General features: G+C 67.0%; 19 protein-coding genes. 12 read left to right on the forward strand and 7 right to left on the reverse strand.

Translation table 11 applies throughout. The features are described 5' to 3' along the window. Positions 1-28: 28 nt before the first annotated feature. Genes G6N18_RS06060 through G6N18_RS06070 form a run of 3 tightly spaced genes read left to right on the forward strand, consistent with a single transcriptional unit; the run spans position 29 to position 2,324 of the window. Complete coding sequence (locus G6N18_RS06060) at positions 29-706, forward strand: MBL fold metallo-hydrolase (RefSeq protein WP_083001471.1); 678 nt, start codon at positions 29-31, stop codon at positions 704-706. A gap of 28 nt (positions 707-734) precedes the next feature. After that, entirely contained in the window at positions 735-1,481 is a 747-nt protein-coding gene (locus tag G6N18_RS06065; protein ID WP_083001469.1) for an SDR family oxidoreductase, read from the forward strand. A gap of 15 nt (positions 1,482-1,496) precedes the next feature. After that, the gene (locus tag G6N18_RS06070; protein ID WP_083001468.1) at positions 1,497-2,324 is read left to right on the forward strand and encodes a mycofactocin-coupled SDR family oxidoreductase; all 828 of its coding nucleotides are present in this window, start codon (positions 1,497-1,499) and stop codon (positions 2,322-2,324) included. Between the two features lie 27 nt (positions 2,325-2,351). Here the strand turns inward: G6N18_RS06070 and G6N18_RS06075 are convergent, their stop codons facing one another. After that, entirely contained in the window at positions 2,352-3,236 is an 885-nt protein-coding gene (locus tag G6N18_RS06075; protein ID WP_083001466.1) for an acyl-CoA thioesterase, read from the reverse strand. 81 nt (positions 3,237-3,317) lie between these two features. Here G6N18_RS06075 and G6N18_RS06080 point away from each other — a divergent pair, with 81 nt between their 5' ends. The 4 genes from G6N18_RS06080 (at position 3,318) to G6N18_RS06095 (ending at position 7,784) form a co-directional block, all read left to right on the forward strand. Further along, complete coding sequence (locus tag G6N18_RS06080; protein WP_067216433.1) at positions 3,318-3,977, forward strand: TetR/AcrR family transcriptional regulator; 660 nt, start codon at positions 3,318-3,320, stop codon at positions 3,975-3,977. A gap of 110 nt (positions 3,978-4,087) precedes the next feature. Then, the gene (locus G6N18_RS06085; RefSeq protein ID WP_067216436.1) at positions 4,088-5,311 is read left to right on the forward strand and encodes an amidohydrolase family protein; all 1,224 of its coding nucleotides are present in this window, start codon (positions 4,088-4,090) and stop codon (positions 5,309-5,311) included. A 74-nt stretch (positions 5,312-5,385) separates the two neighbouring features. Next, positions 5,386-6,531 carry an acyl-CoA dehydrogenase family protein gene (locus tag G6N18_RS06090; protein WP_083001464.1) on the forward strand — a complete coding sequence of 382 codons (1,146 nt, stop codon included), beginning with the start codon at positions 5,386-5,388 and terminating at the stop codon, positions 6,529-6,531. Beyond that, positions 6,528-7,784, forward strand: coding sequence for an acyl-CoA dehydrogenase family protein (locus G6N18_RS06095; protein ID WP_083001462.1), 1,257 nt, complete (start codon positions 6,528-6,530; stop codon positions 7,782-7,784). The genes G6N18_RS06090 and G6N18_RS06095 overlap by 4 nt, the downstream gene beginning before the upstream one ends. On the opposite strand, the gene G6N18_RS06100 is transcribed toward G6N18_RS06095, so the two are convergent. After that, positions 7,781-8,797 (reverse strand): Rv2578c family radical SAM protein, encoded by a 1,017-nt coding sequence (locus G6N18_RS06100; protein ID WP_083001460.1) that lies wholly within the window; start codon positions 8,795-8,797, stop codon positions 7,781-7,783. The two genes, G6N18_RS06095 and G6N18_RS06100, sit on opposite strands and share 4 nt — an antisense overlap. Before the next feature lie 174 nt (positions 8,798-8,971). On the opposite strand from G6N18_RS06100, the gene helR reads away from it, so the two are divergent. Next, complete coding sequence (gene helR / locus G6N18_RS06105; RefSeq protein WP_179962372.1) at positions 8,972-11,149, forward strand: RNA polymerase recycling motor ATPase HelR; 2,178 nt, start codon at positions 8,972-8,974, stop codon at positions 11,147-11,149. A 27-nt stretch (positions 11,150-11,176) separates the two neighbouring features. Here helR and G6N18_RS06110 read toward each other — a convergent pair whose 3' ends face one another. Continuing rightward, entirely contained in the window at positions 11,177-11,596 is a 420-nt protein-coding gene (locus tag G6N18_RS06110; RefSeq protein WP_109749436.1) for an Rv2576c family protein, read from the reverse strand. Positions 11,597-11,755: 159 nt separating this feature from the next. On the opposite strand from G6N18_RS06110, the gene G6N18_RS24325 reads away from it, so the two are divergent. Together G6N18_RS24325 and G6N18_RS06120 are read left to right on the forward strand one after the other, a co-directional pair. Then, entirely contained in the window at positions 11,756-12,286 is a 531-nt protein-coding gene (locus tag G6N18_RS24325; RefSeq protein WP_179962373.1) for a hypothetical protein, read from the forward strand. Positions 12,287-12,304: 18 nt separating this feature from the next. Next, positions 12,305-12,946, forward strand: coding sequence for a carboxymuconolactone decarboxylase family protein (locus G6N18_RS06120; RefSeq protein ID WP_083001458.1), 642 nt, complete (start codon positions 12,305-12,307; stop codon positions 12,944-12,946). 122 nt (positions 12,947-13,068) lie between these two features. Here the strand turns inward: G6N18_RS06120 and hisS are convergent, their stop codons facing one another. Further along, positions 13,069-14,334: a histidine--tRNA ligase gene (hisS, locus tag G6N18_RS06125; RefSeq protein ID WP_083001456.1), complete on the reverse strand. Its 1,266-nt coding sequence runs from the start codon at positions 14,332-14,334 to the stop codon at positions 13,069-13,071. Positions 14,335-14,343: 9 nt separating this feature from the next. Then, positions 14,344-15,030, reverse strand: coding sequence for an MBL fold metallo-hydrolase (locus G6N18_RS06130; protein ID WP_083001641.1), 687 nt, complete (start codon positions 15,028-15,030; stop codon positions 14,344-14,346). Positions 15,031-15,133: 103 nt separating this feature from the next. On the opposite strand from G6N18_RS06130, the gene G6N18_RS06135 reads away from it, so the two are divergent. Together G6N18_RS06135 and G6N18_RS06140 are read left to right on the forward strand one after the other, a co-directional pair. Continuing rightward, positions 15,134-16,006, forward strand: a complete 873-nt coding sequence (locus G6N18_RS06135; protein ID WP_083001454.1) for a peptidylprolyl isomerase — start codon at positions 15,134-15,136, stop codon at positions 16,004-16,006. A gap of 4 nt (positions 16,007-16,010) precedes the next feature. Then, positions 16,011-17,018, forward strand: a complete 1,008-nt coding sequence (locus tag G6N18_RS06140) for a peptidylprolyl isomerase (protein ID WP_083001452.1) — start codon at positions 16,011-16,013, stop codon at positions 17,016-17,018. Between the two features lie 15 nt (positions 17,019-17,033). Here G6N18_RS06140 and G6N18_RS06145 read toward each other — a convergent pair whose 3' ends face one another. Both G6N18_RS06145 and G6N18_RS06150 read right to left on the reverse strand, forming a co-directional pair. Beyond that, complete coding sequence (locus G6N18_RS06145; RefSeq protein ID WP_067216463.1) at positions 17,034-17,327, reverse strand: DUF4333 domain-containing protein; 294 nt, start codon at positions 17,325-17,327, stop codon at positions 17,034-17,036. Positions 17,328-17,453: 126 nt separating this feature from the next. After that, a complete protein-coding gene (locus G6N18_RS06150) occupies positions 17,454-19,805 on the reverse strand; it encodes a RelA/SpoT family protein (protein WP_083001640.1) in 2,352 nt (783 codons plus the stop codon). Between the last annotated feature and the right edge of the window lie 9 nt (positions 19,806-19,814).

Raw genomic sequence — 19,814 nt, forward strand, 5'->3', positions numbered from 1 at the left:
GCCGGCCGAGAATCTCTACCGTTAGCGCATGGAATCCGTGACCGTCACACCGAACCTCACCATGCTCGTCGTCGACGGGTGGCAGGTCTACGTATGGCGGGACGGCGATTCGGTCACGCTGATCGACACCGGCGCACCGGGATCGGGCGCCGCCATCAGCGACGCAGTACCCGGTATCGACCGAATCGTGTTGACGCACGGGCACGTCGACCACACCGGCTCGGCGGCAGAGCTCCGCGAGTCGACCGGGGCCACGGTGATGGCGGGTGCCGGCGACGCCGCCGCGATCCGCGCCGGCGCCGCCGTTGCGCCACCGGTGTTCGAAGAGTGGGAGGTGCCGATCCACGAGCGCGTCGCGGCCGGACTGCCGGCTGCGGCGGACCCGGTGCCGGTGGACCGGGAGTTCCATGACGGCGATGTCCTCGATTTTGCTGGCGGCGCCGAGATCCTGTCCGTACCGGGGCACACCGAGGGCAGCATCGCGATCCACCTGCCGCGCCACGGCGTGCTCCTCACCGGCGACACCATCGCCAACGTGGGAACGGTGATGTTGGGCACCTTCAACCAAGACCGGGCACGTACGGTGGCATCGTTTCGGCGACTCGCCGCGCTCGACGTCGACACCGCGTGCTTCGGGCACGGCGAGCCGATCGTCTCGGATGCGGGCGCCCGCCTCCGCGAAGTGGCTGCCACACTGAGCGGGTGACCTGTCCGTCACCGAAGGGAGTCCGGCCATGCGCGTCGCCGTCGCAGGAGCGACCGGAAACATCGGCGCCCGCACCGCCGCCGCACTCGGACGAGACGGCCACGACGTCGTGCGGATCAGCCGCTCACTCGGCGTCGATCTGATGACCGGTGCGGGTCTGGACGACGCGCTCACCGACGTGGAGGCGGTCATCGACGCGATCAGCGCGCCACCCACAGATCGAGAGAAGACCACCGAGTACTTCGGGACCACCACGCGCAACCTGCTTGCCGCCGAGCACCGGGCGGGAGTGCGCCACCACGTCCTGCTGTCGATCGTGGGGATCCACGGCATCGAGGGCAACGCCCACTACGCGGGTAAACGCGAACAGGAGCGCCTCGTAGCCGAGGGACCGGTGCCCTGGACGGTGGTGCCCGCCACCCAATTCCACGATTTCGCGGCCATGGTCGTCGGTTGGACCGAACACGACGGAGCAGCCACCATCGCGCCGCTTCTCGTGCAGCCGATTGCGCCCGACGACATCGCCGAGGTCCTCGCCGAGGTGGCCACCGGCCAACCCCAGGGCCGGTACGTCGACGTCGCAGGACCCGAGCCGCAAGACCTCGTCGACATGGCCCGACGCACGTTCGAGGCCCGCGGCCGCCGGATCAAGCTCATCCCGACCTGGGACGGCGTTTTCGGCCTGTCGATGGCCGGAAACGTGTTGTTACCGCGCGAGAATGCCCGCATCGCTGCGACGACATTCGACGACTGGCTCGCCGCGGGCGCCGAGTAGACAGGAGCATCCGGAGTGACGGATAACGAATTACCTCTCGCGGGCAAGGTGGCCTACGTGACGGGCGCCGCCCGCGGCCAGGGCCGTTCGCACTGCGTCCGGTTGGCCCGGGCAGGCGCCGACATCGTCGCGATCGACGCGTGCGGTCCGGTCGCTGAGCACAACGGTTATCCGCCCGCGGCACCCGAGGACCTCGCCGAGACGGTGAGCCTCGTCGAGGGGGAAGGCCGCAAGATCGTCGCCGACCGCGTCGACGTCCGCGATGCGGCCGGACAGCAGCGGGTGGTGTCCGACGCGCTCGAGCAGTTCGGTCGCCTCGACATCGTGGTCGCCAACGCCGGCGTGATGAACTGGGGTCGGCTGTGGGAGATCTCGGCACAGCAGTGGCAGGAGGTCCTCGACATCAACCTGACCGGCGTCTGGAACACGATCAAGGCGGTGGTGCCACCGATGATCGAGGCCGGCAACGGCGGGTCGATCATCAACATCAGCTCGGCGGCGGGCATCAAGGCCGTCCCGGGCGCCGGCCACTACTGCGCCAGCAAGTTCGGCGTTGTGGCACTGACCAATTCGCTTGCCGTCGAACTGGGCGAGTTCGGCATCCGGGTCAATTCCGTTCATCCGTACGGCACCGACACGCCGATGGGCAACGACACGTCGATGTGGCAGACCTTCGCCGACCATCCGACCTACATCCACAGCTTCTCCCCCGGCGCGCTGCCGACCGAGTCGCTGGCCGACCCGGGCCTGATCTCCGACATTGTGGTCTGGCTGGCCAGCGACGCGTCGTCACTGGTGACGGCCGCCCAGATCCCCGCGGACAAGGGCTATCTCAAGATTTAAGCGCCCCGCGGCTCGCCACCGGCTCGGCTAGAGCCGGGACTGTTCCTTGATCGCCGTGTCGGTCGTGCGCAGCGGCCGGATCAGCGCATCTTGGGCGAAAGATGCGATCAGCTCGCCGGATTCGGTGTGCACCGTGCCGCGAACGTAGGACATGCCCGCCCCCACCTGAGTGCTCTCGTGGCTGTACAGCAGCCAACCGTCCCACCGGAACGGCTCGTGGAAGCTGACCGACACCGTCATCGGCGCGGTCGACACGGTCAGGTGCGACTGCGCCGTGCCGATCCCCTCGTGTGCCCGCATCGTCGTCGAAATGCCCAGGTGCCCGGTGAGATACGCGATGAGCGCCTTCGCTAGCTCGTCGCGGGTCGGGACCGGGTCATAGTGCACCCAGGCGTACAGCTCCGGCGGACCCACCTCGTCGGGGCTGTTGATGTCGACCACGTCGACCAGCCGGATCTGCCTGCCCGTCATGGCCATCCGGGCGTCGTGCGCCTCGGCGGGCGGCTTGACATCGGGGCGCGGCACCGCGTGGCGGATGACGTCGGCCGTGGGCACGTCGGTCAACACCGTCACCGTCACACACCGCTTGCCGTTCTGCTTGGCCGAGACGACAGCCGTTGCGGTCGACCGGCCCTCGTTGACGACGTCGATCTCCAGCTCCAGCGGACCGGCCCCGACCATCACCGCACGCGAGAAGACCGCATACACCGAGCGCACTGATTTGCCCGCGAAGCGTTTCGCCACCGCAACGATCACCTGGGCGAGCACCTGCGTGCCCTCCACCACCTGCCGGTCCTCCTCGCCGGCGGGACCCGTCTCGGCGATAAATCGGTTCTCCCCGTCCGGCTGCACATCGAACAGGTCGAGCAGCTCCTCGACGGTCCACGGCTTCTGCGCTGAGTCTGTCGTCATGACAGGGAACAGTAACCGAGCTTCTGCAAAAGCGGTAACGTCATTACCAGCGAATCACCAATGAGCGGGAAGGTGCCGACGATGGCGAAGCCGAGCGGACGTGCGGCGGCCGGAACCGCTCGTGCCGCGACACCGGACGACCCCGCCGACTCCGAGTCCCGGCCCAAGCGCTTCATGAAGTCCGCGCTGGCGATCCTCGGTGAAACCGGCCGCACGGATTTCACGGTGCTCGAGGTGGTCGAGCGCTCCAAGACGTCGCTGCGGTCGTTCTATCAGCACTTCTCCACCAAGGACGAGTTGCTGCTCGCACTGGTCGACAAGATCATGTCCGAGTCGACGCGCCGGTGGCGCGAGGACACCGCCGGGCTGCCGGCCACCACCGCACTTCGGGTCCTGGTCGACCGCATCTGCACACCGCCGGAGACGACGACACAGGACAAGGTCAACCGCGGCCTGACCAACTACAACGACCGGCTCGCCGAGACGTTGCCTCGCGAGTACGCCCGGGTGCTCTCGCCGGTGCACGAGCTGATCAAGGACATCATCAACCGCGGGATCGCCGAGGGTGTCTTCCGCGCGGACGTCAATGTCGAGGCCCGGGCGGCGCTGATCATGCAATCCGCGCTGGGTGCGATAAGGCTGCAGGTGCTCGGCGCCGAACTCAACGGCGTTCCGATCGGCGCCGACGACATCTACGACTACTGCCTCAGCGGGCTCACCGGCCCGGCCGACCCGGCCTGACCTGCGTCGCACCGATAGAAAAACCAGCTTCTCGGCGCCGCTGTTTTCGCTGGTCCGAAAGTGGTAATGTCATTACCACAATCAGCCAAGCAGACTTCCAGGAGGCGCAAATGGCCCGCCAGCTTCCCTACCCGGTGTTCGACGCCGACAACCACTTCTACGAGCCGAAAGAGGCGCTGACCAAGTTCCTTCCGGACCACCGCAAGCACGTCATCGACTACATCGAGGTCCGCGGCCGCACCAAGATCATGGTGCGCAACCAGGTCAGCGACTACATCCCGAACCCGACCTTCGAGGTGGTCGCCCGGCCCGGCGCGCAGGAGGAGTACTTCAAGCACGGCAGCGGCGGCAAGAGCTTCCGCGAGGTGATGGGCAAGCCGATGAAGGCGATTCCGGCGTTCCGTGAGCCCGCCGCACGACTCGAGGTGATGGACGGGCTCGGCCTGGACTATTCGTTGATGTTCCCGACGCTGGCCAGCCTCGTCGAGGAGCGGATGAAGGACGATCCCGAACTGATCCTCGACGTCATCCATGCGCTCAACGAGTGGATGTATGAGACCTGGCAGTTCAACTACGAGGACCGCATCTTCTCCACGCCCGTCATCAACCTCGGCATCGTCGACCGCGCGCTCGAGGAACTCGAGTGGTGTCTGGAGCGCGGCGCCAAGACCGTGCTCGTCCGGCCCGCGCCGGTACCCGGCTTGAAAGGCACCCGGTCCTTCGGCCTGCCGGAGTTCGACCCGTTCTGGCAGGCGTGCGTGGCGGCCGGCATCCCGGTGTCGATGCACGCCTCGGACTCCGGATACGCCGAGTACCTCAACGACTGGGAACCCGCCGACGAGTATCTGCCGTTCAAACCGACTGCATTCCGCATGGTCTCGATGGGCAAGCGCCCCATCGAGGATTCGATGGCCGCGTTGGTGTGCCACGGTGCGTTGACCCGCAACCCCGATCTGCGCGTGCTGTCGATCGAGAACGGCGCGGACTGGGTGCCCTACCTGTTCAAGCAGTTCGAGGGCGTGTACAAGAAGATGCCGCAGGAGTTCCCGGAGAACCCGATCGAGGCCTTCAAGCGCGGCGTGTACGTCGCGCCCTTCTGGGAGGACGACTTCAAGCAGATGGCCGATCTCCTCGGCGTCGACCGGGTGATCTTCGGGTCGGACTGGCCGCACCCCGAGGGATTGGCCGAGCCGACGCACCTCATCGACGACCTGCAGGGCCTCGACGCGGAGGGGCAGCGGAAGGTCATGGGCGGCAACATGATCGAGCTGTTCAAGGTTCCGAACGAGATCGTCCACAACCCCGACGTGCCTGCGCTCGTCATCCCCGCCTGACCTAGAGGCACACGTCGCGAACGTGCGTGTCGATCCGTCGGCACGCACGTTCACACCACCACGAAAGCGAGCCCGTGACCGACAGCGCGAACAATCCCGAGGTGCTGCTCTTCGCCTCGACGACACAGTCGTTCCTCGAAAAGGAGGTGCCGCTGAGTCGAATACGTGAACTGCACGACGCGGGCACCGCGTTCGACCCTGCCTGGTGGCGCCGAGCCGCCGAACTCGGCTGGACCAGCCTGCTCGTCCCCGAGGAGCTCGGCGGCGGCAGCGTGTCGGGCGGCGTTTCCGGTGGCGTCAGGGACCTGGCGCTGGTGGCCGAGATCGCCGGAAAGACCGTCGCACCCGGCCCGCTGCACCCGGTCAGCACCGTACTGGCCGGTCTAACCGAGGCGCCCGACAACCATCGAGACACCATCGAAGCGTTGATCGCCGGTGAGTTGGTGGCCACCTGGGCGGTCTACGAACCCGGTGGGTCGTGGTCGCCGCTGACGCCGTCGGTCACTGCGACCCCGACCGGCACCGGCTTCCGCATCGACGGTGTCAAGGACCGGGTCGAGGCGGGCGCTGAGAGCGGAATGTTCCTCGTCACAGCGCAATCCGAGGGTGCCGTGCGCCAGTTCCTGGTGCCAGCGGATGCGCCCGGGGTGCGGGTGGAACCGCAACGCTCGATCGACATGGTGAAGAGCTACGCGCGGGTGCAGTTCGACGGTGTCGAGGTCGGCGAGACCGCGGCCGTCGGGTCGGTCGAACAAACGCCGGCGCTGATCGAGCGGCAGAGCCAACTCGCGGTACTACTGCAATGCGCCGAGATCGTCGGCATCCTGGAGACGGTGCTGGCCTTCACGATCCAGTGGGGTTTCGACCGGCATTCGTTCGGCCGCCCGCTGGGTTCATATCAGGCGCTCAAGCACAAATTCGCCGACCTGAAGATCTGGTTCGAAGGCTGTCGCGCGACGACGAACGCCGCGGTTGCCGAGGTGGCATCGCGCTCCCCCGGCGCCGAGATGGCGGTCAGCGTCGCGAAATCCTATGTGGGCGAACACGCACCTGGGATGCTGCAGCTGTGCGTGCAGCTGCACGGCGGCATCGGGGTCACCTGGGAGCATGACCTGCACTTGTTCCTGCGACGAGCCACCCTGTACCGCTCGTTGTTCGGCACACCCGAGGACCACAACCTGCGCGTCTACTCGCTGACCACGGTGGAGCAAGCGTCATGACCGACACGACATCCGCCCCCGCCACCACGCAGGAGTCGGTCGAGGAGTTCGCCGCCCGCGCCGAGCGGTGGCTGGCCGAGAACATGCCACCGATCGACCCGAACGACCCACCCGAACACGACCGCGGCGAGGAAGAGCCCTGGCAGCGGGCCCGGGAACTTCAGAAGAGGCTGTGGGACGGCGGATTTGCCGGCATCTGCTTCCCGAAGGAGTACGGCGGTCTAGGTCTGCCGATCGCATACCAGAAGGCGTTCGACAACGTATCGCGCTGTTACGAGCTGCCGGTCATCCTCAACACCCCGACGTTCACGATCTGCGCGGCCACCATTCTCGACACCGGAAGCGAGGAGCAGAAACGCCGGCACATCTCCGCCGCGCTGCGCGGCGAGGAGGTGCTCGTGCAGCTGCTGTCCGAGCCCAGCGGCGGCTCCGACCTCGCGGGCGTGATCACCCGTGCGGACCGCAAGGGCGACAAGTGGGTCATCAACGGCGCAAAGACCTGGAGCACAAGCGCATTCGCGGCCGACTACGGGTTGATGCTGGCCCGCACCAACTGGGATGTGCCCAAGCACGAGGGCCTGACGATGTTCCTGGTGCCGATCAACAGCCCCGGCATCACGTTGCGCCGCATCAAGCAGGTCAACGGTTCGGTCGAGTTCTGCGAGGAGTTCTTCGACAACCTCGAACTCGGTGACGACGCCGTCGTCGGTGAGGTCGACGAGGGCTGGCACGTGGCGTCGCGCCAGCTGTATCACGAACGGCGCGCGGTGGGCGGCGGCTCGGAGTTCGCGAGCGGCGTTGGCGCCGAAGGTAAATCCGATGTGCCGATCGACTACGTCGCGCTGTTGGAGAAGACGGGACAGCCTGACAACGAGCGCCTGCGCGAGATGGCGGGGCGGGCGCTGGTGCATCGCGCGGTCCGCGAACAGTTGATCGACCACGTGTACCACGGCGTGCTCGACGGCTCGCTTCCTCCGGCGGCGGGTTCGATCATCCGCATCGCGCACGCCGACATCCACCATCTGGAGTTCGACACCGCGTTGGCCATCACCGGCAGCGCCGGCGTGGTCGACGTCGATGGTGACCTGATCCGCTACGGCGAGCGGTATCTGTCCCGCCAAGCCGCGGCGCTCGGCGGGGGGACCACCGAGATCGCGCGCAACATCATCGGTGAGCGGGTGTTGGGCTTTCCCCGCGAACCGGCCGCCGACCGCGGTGTGCCGTTCAAAGAGGTCCGGCGCAACCGGGGTTAGAACAGCGTGGGCTGCGGCAGCTCGGCCGGCGTTGTGGGTAGTGAGTCCGTGACCCGGAACGATCGGCGGTCTGGTGCCAGCCCGTACTTGGTGACGAGTGGTGTGACCCTGTCGCGCAACGCGTTTCGGTAGTCCGGCGGCAGGTACGCCCCGCGGCGGTAGAGCTCGCGATATTTCGGCACCAGTTCCGGGTGATCGCGGGCCAGCCAGCTCATGAACCAGCCGCGCGTGGAGCCGCGCAGATGCAGCCCGAACACCGTGACACCGGTGGCGCCGGCCGCCGCGATCTGGGCCAGCAATGCATCGAGATGCTCGACCGAGTCCGTCAGATACGGCAACACCGGCGCCACCATCACATGGCAATCCAGCCCGGCATCACGAATCGCGGTGATCAAGCCGAGCCGCGCCTGCGGTGCCGGCGTACCGGGCTCGACCTGCTTGTGCAGTTCGGGGTCACCCACCGCGAGCGAGACCGCCACGCTGACGTCCACCGCCCGCGCGGCCTCGCTGAGCAGCGGCAGATCGCGTCGAAGCAAGGTGCCCTTCGTGAGGATGGAAAACGGCGTGCCGGAATCGGTCAGCGCCGAGATGATGCCCGGCATCAGCGCGTAGCGGCCTTCAGCCCGCTGGTACGGATCGGTGTTGGTGCCGAGCGCCACGGTCTCGCGTTGCCATGACTTGCGCGACAGTTCGCGGCGCAGCACTTCGGCGACGTTGGTCTTGACCACGACCTGGGTGTCGAAGTCGCTGCCGCAGTCGAGGTCGAGGTACTCATGGGTCGGGCGCGCGAAGCAGTAGCGGCAAGCGTGCGAGCAACCGCGATAGCCGTTGACGGTGAAATTGAACGGAAGGGCCGATGCGGTGGGCACCTTGTTCAGCGCCGACTTGCACAGCACTTCGTGGAAGGTGATGCCGTCGAACTGCGGCGTCCGCACGCTGCGCACGAAACCGATACGCTGCAGGCCGGGCAGCGCGCCATCGTCGACGCCGACGCCCTGACCATCCCACCGCATACATTCGATTCGAACTCATGTTCGATGGGATGTCAAGGCCGAGGTCGCTACGGCGTTTCCCTCTTCACCATATCGCGCAAGGGGGGCCTTGCGGCAAGGCCGGGGTGATGGCTCAAAATCGCTGGCCTGAGCGGAAATCCACGACCGGTGGTGAGCTGAAGAAAGTGGGGCGGCGTGCCGATCGATGGCTACGACGACGAATTGCGGTCCGAACAGCGATACGTGACCGATTTGTATGCGCGCCTCGACGCCGAGCGCACGCGAGTGCAGGAACGCTACAGCGCGGCGTTGCGCGGTGACGGCGGATCTCTCGTCGACCGGGACGCCGAGGTGCGCGCGGTGGCCAAGCGGATGAACCGCCTCAACGTGGCCGATCACGGGCTGTGCTTCGGCCGGTTGGACAGTGTCGCAGGTGAACGCCTCTACATCGGCCGGATCGGGTTGTTCGACGAGACCGACGAGTACGAACCGCTGCTACTCGACTGGCGGGCCCCGGCTGCTCGCGCCTTCTACGTCGCGACCGCCGCCAACCCGGAGGGCATGCGTCGGCGCCGCCAGTTTCACTCGCTCGGGCGGCGCATCACCGGCTTCACCGACGAAGTCCTGGGCAGACCCGCCGGCGGCGAGCGGGGCGACGCGGCGCTGCTGGCGGCGGTCAACGCGCCGCGCGGCGACGGGATGCGCGACATCGTTGCCACGATCCAGGCCGAGCAGGACGAGATCATCCGACTCGACCACCCGGGCGTGCTGGTGATCGAAGGTGGACCCGGCACCGGTAAGACCGTCGTCGCCCTGCACCGGGTCGCGTACCTGCTCTACACGCAGCGGGAGCGGATGGAACGTCACGGCGTGCTGGTGATCGGCCCGAACCCGGCGTTCCTGCGCCACGTCGGCCGGGTGCTGCCGTCGTTGGGCGAGACCAACGTCGTCTTCATGACGACCGGTGACCTCGTTCCGGGTCTGCGGGTCACTGCCGAGGACGGCCCGGACGCGGTACGGGCGAAGGGCTCGTTGAAGATGCTCGACGTGCTGGCGGCGGCGATCGCCGACCGGCAACGCGTCCCCGAGCGGCCGCTGCCCATCAAGCTGGCCGACGTCACCGTGCGCATCGATGCCGAGACCGCCGAGTGGGCCATTCAGGAGGCCCGGGAGAGCGGTCTGCCGCACAACGACGCGCGGGCGGTGTTCATCGACGTCATCACGTGGGTGCTGACCGAGCGCGCGATCGCCCGGATCGGCAAGGGCTGGCTGACGCGCGACGACAAGCAGGCATGGGAGCATCTGCGGGCCGAACTGCTCGACGAGCTCGGTGAGCACGACGAGTTCGCTGCAGCGCTTGACGGGCTCTGGCCCGAGCTGACGCCGCAGACACTGTTGGCCGAGCTATACCAATCCCGCGAAAGACTCACTGCCGCAGGCGCGGACCACTCGCTGTGGCGTGCGCAGGGCGACGCCTGGACAGTGTCGGATGTACCGCTGCTCGACGAACTGGTCGACATGCTCGGCGGTATCAAGCCCGATGTCGCCGCCGAAAAGGAACGGCAGGAGGAGGCCGCCTACGCCGCCGGGGTGCTGGACCTGATGGTCGCTCGCGAGGATCTGATGGACGACGAGGATCATCTCATCGCCTCTGACCTGCTCGAGGCCGAGGATCTCGCCGACCGCTTCGCCGAACGCGATACCCGCGACCTTGCCGAACGGGCTGCCGCCGACCGCGATTGGACGTATCGGCACGTCGTCGTCGACGAAGCACAGGAATTGTCCGAGATGGAGTGGCGGGTGCTGATGCGTCGCTGCCCGAGCAAGTCGTTCACCGTGGTCGGCGATCTTGCGCAACGCCGATCCGCGGCCGGCGCGACGTCATGGGCCGCGATGCTCGATCCGTATGTGGGCGGTCGCTGGGTCTACCGGCCGCTGTCGGTGAACTACCGCACGCCGGCTGAGATCATGGCCGTCGCCGCCGGCCTGCTGGCCGAGTTCGCTCCGGAGGTGCAGCCGCCCGAATCGGTTCGCGCCAGCGGGGTCCGGCCGTGGTCACGGCACGTGAGCGAGGACGAATTGCCCTGCGGCATCGAGGATTTCGTCCGCGAGGAGGCCGGCCGCGAGGGCACCTGCGTCGTGATCGGACCACCGGGCGTGCCGGGAACGGTGTCACCGGCCGAGACGAAAGGGCTGGAGTTCGACGCGGTTCTGGTCGTGGCGCCGGGCCGGATCCTGGCCGACGGTCCCGGCGGCACCGCCGACCTCTACGTCGCTCTGACCCGCACCACCCAACGACTCGGTGTGCTGCATTGCGAACCGTTGCCGCGGGCGCTGCGTGGACTGTCCCAGGTGGAAGCCGTGGCGGACTGACCGACCGTCAGAGGGGCAGCGAGAAATTCACCACTGGCTCAGTTGGCATTGCACGGTGTAGGGGCCGTCCTGTTGCACGGCGACCTGACCGTCGATCGTGATCTCGCAGTGCGGGTTCGGCGGGGCCGTCATCGCGTGCACGCCGGTGCTCGCGGTCAGGATCGCCCACTGCGGGTCCTCGAGCGTGGTCTCGAACACCCAGGGCACGCCCGGCGCCAGGTTCACCGTCTCCTTTTTCAGGTAGGCGTACGCGTCGGCGTTGTAGGCCTCCTTGCTCGGAGGCTGCGCCGTCAAGTAGTTGAGCTGGAAGTCTGCGGCGCCCGTCGACGTCAATGTGTACTTGACCAGATGACCGGCCGACTGAGCGTCCGCCGTCGCATGGCTGACCGCGACTGACGCCGCTGCGACCATGAAGGCCGCCCCGACCTTGGCTGTAGCTGTTCGCATGACCGTCACATCGCCGGACGGTACCAAATCGTTACAGCGCTGGCAGCCACCCTCTTGCGCGAACGCCCTCTTGCGCGAACGTGCGCGTCTGCCCACGACACGCCGCTCATTGTCGACGGTTTGCGCACGCTCGCGACGGGCGAATGGCACAGTTCACCCGTGGATAACCCAACCGAGAGCCGCGTGCTCGCCGACACCGGCGGGCTCGTCGTCACCGATGACGGCCGACGGGTGCTCCTCGTGGACCGAGGCACCGGACCCCTGACGGTGCTGGCATTCGTTCTCGGCGTTGTGACACTCGTCGTGGCGGGTTTCGGTGTCGTCGCCGTGCTCTCAGGCGTTCCATCTCGCGCGTTGGGCGCCGTGTTCGTGGCGGTCGGGGTTGCGCTTGCGGTCGTGACGTTCGTCATTGTGCGCAAGTTCCGCCGCATGCGGAGTCGACCGCTGAACGAGTGCCGGCCGGCAGCGGTACTCGACCGCAAGCTCGGACTGTTCAGCTACCGCGGCGGCGCGTTGGTGCAACTCGATCAGGTGCGGTTCGCCCGAAAATTTCAAATCGGTTCCAGCTCACCGAAACTCGTAGCGGTGACTCCGGGTGGGACGAAGGTGCTCAAGCGCGGCAATCCGTTCGACGGCGGGGTGGGCCACGTGGACGAGCTGCTGAATTCGGTTGCCCGCGGCACTGCGTGAATAGTCCAGGAGATAACCATGCCACGACTCGATCCTGTTCCGCGCGCTGAGGTCAGCGACGAATTCACGCTGAACATGTACGAATTCATGTTCGGCGACCGTGATCCGGTCGCCGAACCCGGCGCCATCGGCGGGACGACCGGGGACTGGTGGACCGTGTTCGCCCAGTCCCCTGCGGCGTTGCGGCACGCGGTGCGAGGCTTTCGGCTCTACCGCCAGGAGGTCACCATCCGGCCGGACCACCGTGAGCTGGGCCAGATTCGGGCCGGCTGGGTGGTCGGAAGCCAGTTCGTCTTCTCCCAGCACTGCAAGGCAAGTCGGTCGGCGGGGCTGTCGGAGGAGAAGATCGCGGCGATCCCGTCCTGGCAGACCGCCGACTGCTTCGACCACACCGAACGCCTACTGCTCGCCTACGCCGACTGCCTTGCTGGTCAACAGGGCCGAGTGCCCGAGCGGCTGTTCGAACAGCTGCGGGAGGTCTTCAGTGATCGGGAGATCCTCGAATTCACCTACACCACAACGATGTACGTAATGCACGCGATCATGTCGCGGGCCCTGAGGCTGGAGTTCGACGACCGCGACGACCCGGTCGTTGAAGTGAAGGCCGCCGACGGCAGCGACACACTCGACATCGGCGCCGCCACATCGGGCGACGAGTGACCATGCGCGAGAACGCACGCTCGTGACTTCGTGAGCGTGCGCAAGATGTCGAAAATCAGCGGCGCGTCGTGTGCAAACACGCACGCTCGCGGATGATCTCGCGGTTGATCTCGCGCGGGTGATCAGGCGCGGTTGAGGCGTGAAAGCACCTCGGCCAACACGCCGTCGACCGGGATGTCCGTCTGTTCACCCGTCGCCAGGTTCTTCACACCGATGGTGCCCGCCTCGATGTCGCGGTCACCGGCCACCAGCGCAAGCGCTGCACCCGACCGGTCCGCGGCGCGCATCGCACCCTTGATGCCCCGATCGCCGTAAGCGAGGTCGACCCGCACGCCCGCCGCACGCAGCCGCGCAGCCAACACCGCCAGCCTCACCTTGGCCTGCTCCCCCAGTGGAACACCGAATACGTCGGCCCGCGCCGTCCCGCCGACGCTCTTGCCCTCCGTCTTCAGCGCCAACAAGGTGCGATCGACGCCTAGTCCAAACCCGATGCCGGACAGGTCTTTTCCGCCGAGCTGCGCCATCAGCCCGTCGTAGCGCCCGCCGCCGCCGATGCCCGACTGCGCGCCCAGGCCGTCGTGCACGAACTCGAACGTGGTCTTGGTGTAGTAGTCCAACCCGCGCACCATGCGCGGATTGATGACGTACGGCACCTCCAGCGCGTCGAGATGCGCCAGCACACTGTCGAAGTGCTGCTTGGCGACATCGGACAGGTGATCCAGCATCACGGGCGCGTCGGCGGTCATCGCGCGCACCGCAGGTCGCTTGTCGTCGAGTACCCGCAGCGGGTTGATCTCCGCGCGCTGTCGTGTCTCCTCGTCGAGGTCGAGCTTGAATAGAAACTCCTGCAACAACTCCCGGTACTGCGGGCGGCAGGTGTCGTCGCCCAGCGACGTGATCTCGAGACGGAAGCCGTCGAGCCCCAGCGAGCGGAAACCGGCATCGGCGATCGCGATGACCTCGGCGTCGAGGGCGGGGTCGTCGACACCGATGGCCTCCACACCCACCTGCTGTAGCTGGCGATAACGACCGGCCTGAGGACGTTCGTACCGGAAGAACGGCCCGGCGTAGCACAGCTTGACCGGCAGCGGGCCACGGTCGAGGCCGTGTTCGATGACGGCGCGAATCACGCCCGCGGTGCCCTCGGGTCGCAGGGTCACCGACCGGCCACCGCGGTCGGCGAAGGTGTACATCTCCTTCGATACCACATCGGTGGACTCGCCGACCCCACGTGCGAACAGCGCGGTGTCCTCGAAGATGGGCAGTTCGATGTCGCCGTAACCGGCCCGCCGCGCCGTGTCGAGCAGACCGTCGCGGACGCCGACGAACTGTGCCGAGTCGGGCGGCAGGTAGTCCGGGACGCCCTTGGGCGCCTGAAAATCACTCACTGGAGCTCACTAGGTCAGGCCTTCGAGGAACGGGTTGGTGCGGCGTTCGACGCCGATCGTGGTTTTGGGACCGTGTCCCGGTAGTACCACGGTGTCGTCGTCGAGCACCAACAGTTTGTTGACGATCGAGCCGAGCAGGTCCCGGCCGCTGCCGCCGGGCAGGTCCGTACGGCCCACCGACTGCCGGAACAGGGTATCGCCCGTGAACGCCACCGAGCCGGGTCCCGCCTCGATGGCCGAGTCGACGCGGAACACCACCGATCCCCGGGTGTGGCCGGGCGTGTGGTCGACGGTGACCGTGACGCCGCCCAACTCGACTTTGTCGCCGTCCCGGTCGAGTTCGACGACCTGCTTCGGCTCCCGGAAGAGCGCCCCGAATGCGGAGCTAGCCAGCCCCCCGATGAAGCCCCGCCCGAAGTCCTTGATCGGGTCGGTCAGCATGAAGCGGTCCTCGGGATGGATGTAGGCGGGGCAGCCGTAGGTGTCAGCCACCTTCTGGGCCGACCAGATGTGGTCGATGTGCCCGTGTGTCAGAAGGACCGCCGCGGGTGTCAGGTGGTTCTCATCCAGGATCCGGCGCAACGTCCCCATCGCCCGCTGACCGGGGTCGACGACGATGGCGTCGGTCCCGGTCCGTGGGGCAAGCACGTAGCAGTTGCACGCCAGCATGCCGGCCGGAAACCCGGTGATGAACACGACCACCAGTTTCCCATCCCCGGTGACGTGGGCGGCAGCGCCACACTCAGCAACGCCTGGCACACTCGTTTCCGACCGATCGACAACGAGGAGGACACCGGCGGTGCCGACCAACGAACAGCGGCGGGCGACAGCGAAGCGCAAACTCGAGCGGCAGATGGAACGCCGCGCCGAGAAGGCACGTAAGCGGCGCCTGTACACGATCATCGGCTCGGTGGCGGGCGCGATCGTCGTGATCGCCGCGGTCGTCGCGACCGTCGTCATCACCAACAAGGATTCGGGCAGCCAGAATGCGGCAGCCTCCACCGAAACCTCCACCAGCCCCTCGCCGTCGGCAGATGGCGGCCTGCCCGAGTTCGTAGCACCGGCCGGCCTCGGCGAGAACTGCCAGTACCCGGCGTCGGCGGAGAAGGCCAGCAAGAAGGTCAACCCGCCGCGCACCGGCAAGGTTCCCACCGAACCCGCCGAGATCAGCGTCAGCATGTCCACCGACCAGGGCAACATCGGCCTGATACTCGACAACGCCAAGGCGCCGTGCACGGTCAACAGCTTTGCCAGCCTCGCCCAGCAGGGCTACTTCGACGACACCACCTGCCACCGGCTGACCACCGCCGAACAGCTCAAGGTGCTGCAGTGCGGCGACCCGACCGGCGAGGGCACCGGCGGCCCGGGTTACTCGTTCGCCAACGAGTATCCGACCAACCAGTACCAACCCGACGATCCCAAGCTGACCGAGCCGGTGACCTATCCGCGCGGCACCGTCGCCATGGCCAACGCCGGCGCCGACACCAACGGCAGCCAGTTCTTCCTCGTCTACGGGGACTCGAAGCTGCCGCCGAACTACACCGTGTTCGGCAAGATCGACGAAACCGGCCTGGCCACGCTGGACAAGATCGCCAAGGCCGGCGTTGCCGGTGGCGGTCAGGACGGTGCACCGGCCACGCCGGTCAAGGTGAAGTCGATCCTGCTGGACTGATGTCGTGACGACACCGCCGAGCGGCGGATTTCCGCCCCAGCCACCGCCGTACGGCTATCCGCCGCAGTACTACGGTTATCCGCCGCCTAAGCAGACCAACGCGCTGGCCATCGTGGCTCTGGTGTGCGCGTTCGTCTTTGCGCCACTGGGCATCCTGTTCGGCCACCTTTCGCTGTCGCAGATCAAGAAGACCGGCGAGGAGGGCCGCGGCCTGGCGATCGCCGGTCTGGTCATCGGATACCTGGTGACCGTGGTGACGGTGCTGGTCATCGTCGCCAGCGTCGTCTTCATCGCGACGGTGGCGCGCGAACTCGAGTCGCTCGACGGCACGGACTCGAGCTACCCGGACATCACGGCGACACCGGGCCAGCAAACCGACGAGCTTCCCGAATTCAAGCCGCCTGCGACCCTCGGCTCGAACTGCCAGTACCCGCCGACCTCCGAACCGGCCAGCAAGCCGGCCAAGCCGCCGCGAACCGGCCCGGTGCCGACCGACCCCGAGTTCGTCAGCGCCAGCATGACCACCAACAGGGGCAACATCGGCCTGCAGCTCGACAACGCCAAGGCCCCGTGCACGGTCAACAACTTCGCCAGCCTGGCCCAGCAGGGCTTTTTCGACGACACGCCGTGCCACCGCCTGACGACGAGCGAGGCCCTCGGCGTGCTTCAGTGCGGCGACCCGAGCGGCACCGGCACCGGTGGGCCGGGCTACCAGTTTCCGAACGAATATCCGACCAATCAGTTCCGGTTGAGCGATCCGGCGATGAGGACGCCGATCCGCTATCCGCGCGGAACGCTGGCGATGGCCAACGCGGGCGTCGGCACCAACGGCAGCCAGTTCTTCCTCGTCTACCAGGACTCGCTGCTGCCGCCGACGTACACGGCGTTCGGCACGATCGACGCGACCGGTCTGGCCACGGTGGACGCGATCGCCGAGGAGGGCGTCGCCGACGGCAGCGAAGACGGCGAGCCGGCCGCCGACGTGTCCATCGAATCAATCCGACTCGACTGACCCTCCGACTGTCGGCTACTCGCTCGGCGCGGTCTCGATGTAGAACTCGACGTCGTCACCCTCGACTTTGGTCACCCGCATGTTCGCGGTGTACTCCTTGCCCTCCGGTCCGGTGAACGTGCACTCGAACTTCGTGCCCTCCTCGGCCTCGACGCCGTCGGGGCACTTCACGTCGGTCGGCTTGAAGCCGGTCTGTTCCGAGACGAGGTCGACGACCGATTTGGCGGCCCCTTCCGGCTTGATCGTGGAACTGCAACCGACGACCACGACGCCGAGCAAAACGAGAACGACGACCAGGGCGGGACGCATCGTCGCAGTATCGCAGACCCGGCAAAAATTGACGTGTGTCATTTCAATTTGCCGGCGAGCACCGATCGCGGCTCACGCCGCTGCTGTCACGCCGCTTCTGCCCCATCGCGGCTCACGCCGCTACTGTCACGCCGCGGAAGTGACCCGGTAGACGTCGTACACGCCTTCCACATTGCGCACCACGTTGAGCACATGGCCGAGATGCTTGGGGTCGCCCATCTCGAAGGTGAACCTGCTGATCGCCACCCGATCGTTGGACGTCGTCACCGACGCGCTCAGAATGTTGACCTTCTCGTCGGCCAGCACCCGCGTCACATCGGACAGCAACCGGTGCCGGTCCAGCGCCTCGACCTGGATCGCGACCAAGAACACCGACGACGGCGACGGCGCCCACTTCACCTCGATGATGCGCTCCGATTGCTCCTGCAGCGACCCGGCATTCGTGCAGTCGGTGCGGTGCACGCTGACGCCGCCGCCGCGCGTGACGAAACCCATGATGTTGTCGCCGGGCACCGGTGTGCAGCACTTGGCCAGTTTGGTCAGGACACCCGGGGCGCCGGGAACGGCCACCCCGACATCGTCACTGGTGCGGTGGCGCACCGGCATCGTCGCAGGGGTGGAGCGCTCGGCGAGTTCATCAGAGGCTTCCTCGTCGCCGCCGACCTGGGCGACCAACCGCTGCACCACATGCCGCGCCGAGACATGTCCCTCGCCCACCGCGGTGTAGAGCGCGGAGACGTCCACATACCGCAGTTCGCGGGCCAGCGCGCCCATCGATTCGGCGTTCATCAACCGCTGCAACGGAAGTCCGCCACGGCGGACCTCGCGGGCAATCGCGTCCTTACCCGCCTCGAGCGCCTCCTCCCGGCGCTCCTTGGCGAACCACTGCCGGATCTTCGCCTTCGCGCGTGGCGACACCACGAAGGTCTGCCAGTCGCGCGACGGGCCGGCATTGAGTGCCTTGGACGTGAAAACCTCGACCACTTCCCCGTTTTCGAGCTTTCGCTCGAGTGCGACGAGGCGGCCGTTGACCCGTGCGCCGATGCATCGATGACCGACCTCGGTGTGCACCGCATAGGCGAAGTCGACAGGGGTCGACCCGGTCGGCAGCGTGATGACGTCGCCCTTCGGGGTGAACACGAAAATCTCCTGCACCGCAAGGTCGTAGCGCAGCGACTCCAGGAATTCGCCGGGGTCGGCGGCCTCACGCTGCCAGTCGAGAAGCTGTCGCATCCACGCCATGTCGTCGATCTCGGCCGACGAGTGCTGGTTCGGAACGCCGTTGCGGCCCTTGGTTTCCTTGTAACGCCAGTGCGCGGCGATGCCCAGTTCGGCGGTCTTGTGCATATCGTGCGTGCGGATCTGCACTTCCAGCGGTTTGCCCTCGGGCCCGACGACGGTGGTGTGCAACGACTGATAGACGCCGTAGCGCGGCTGCGCGATGTAGTCCTTGAACCGCCCGGCCATCGGCTGCCACAGCGAATGGACGACGCCGAGAGCCGCGTAACAATCCCGGATCTCGTCGCAGAGGATGCGCACGCCGACCAGGTCGTGGATGTCGTCGAAGTCCCGGCCCTTGACGATCATCTTCTGATAGATCGACCAGTAGTGCTTGGGCCTTCCTTCCACGACCGCATCGATCTTCGACGCGCCCAGCGTCGCGTTGATCTCGGCGCGCACCTTGGCGAGATAGGTGTCGCGCGAGGGCGCCCGGTCGGCGACCAGCCGCACGATCTCCTCGTACTTCTTCGGATGCAGGATCGCAAACGCCAGGTCTTCGAGCTCCCACTTGACCGTTGCCATGCCCAGCCGATGCGCAAGCGGAGCAATCACTTCCAGCGTTTCGCGCGCCTTGCGAGCCTGCTTCTCGGGTGGCAGGAACCGCATGGTGCGCATGTTGTGCAGCCGGTCGGCCACCTTGATCACCAGCACGCGGGCGTCGCGCGCCATCGCGATGATCATCTTGCGGATGGTTTCGCCCTCGGCGGCGGTGCCCAGCGCCACCTTGTCCAGCTTGGTGACGCCGTCGACCAAATGACCGACCTCGGTGCCGAACTCCTCGGTCAGCGCTTCCAGCGTGTACCCGGTGTCCTCGACCGTGTCGTGCAACAGCGCCGCGATCAGCGTGGTGGTGTCCATACCGAGCTCGGCCAGGATGTTCGCCACCGCCAACGGGTGGGTGATGTACGGATCGCCCGAGCGGCGCAATTGATCGGCGTGGCGCTGTTCGGCGACCTCGTAGGCCCGCTGCAACAACTGCAGATTCGCCTTGGGGTAGATCTCTTTGTGGACCGCGACCAGCGGCTCGAGAACCGGGTTGATCGCGCTGCGCTGCGACGTCATCCGGCGCGCCAGCCGGGCGCGCACGCGCCGCGACGCGCTCGCCGAGGCTTTCGGCGTCTCCGGAGTCTGCGGCTCGGCCTGCGGTGCCGGCGGCGGCGACTGCACGGCCTGGCCCGTGCCGGGTTCATCAGCCATGGTCACCTC

The organism is Mycolicibacterium celeriflavum, assembly GCF_010731795.1.
In the GTDB taxonomy this organism is placed as follows: Bacteria; Actinomycetota; Actinomycetes; order Mycobacteriales; family Mycobacteriaceae; genus Mycobacterium; species Mycobacterium celeriflavum.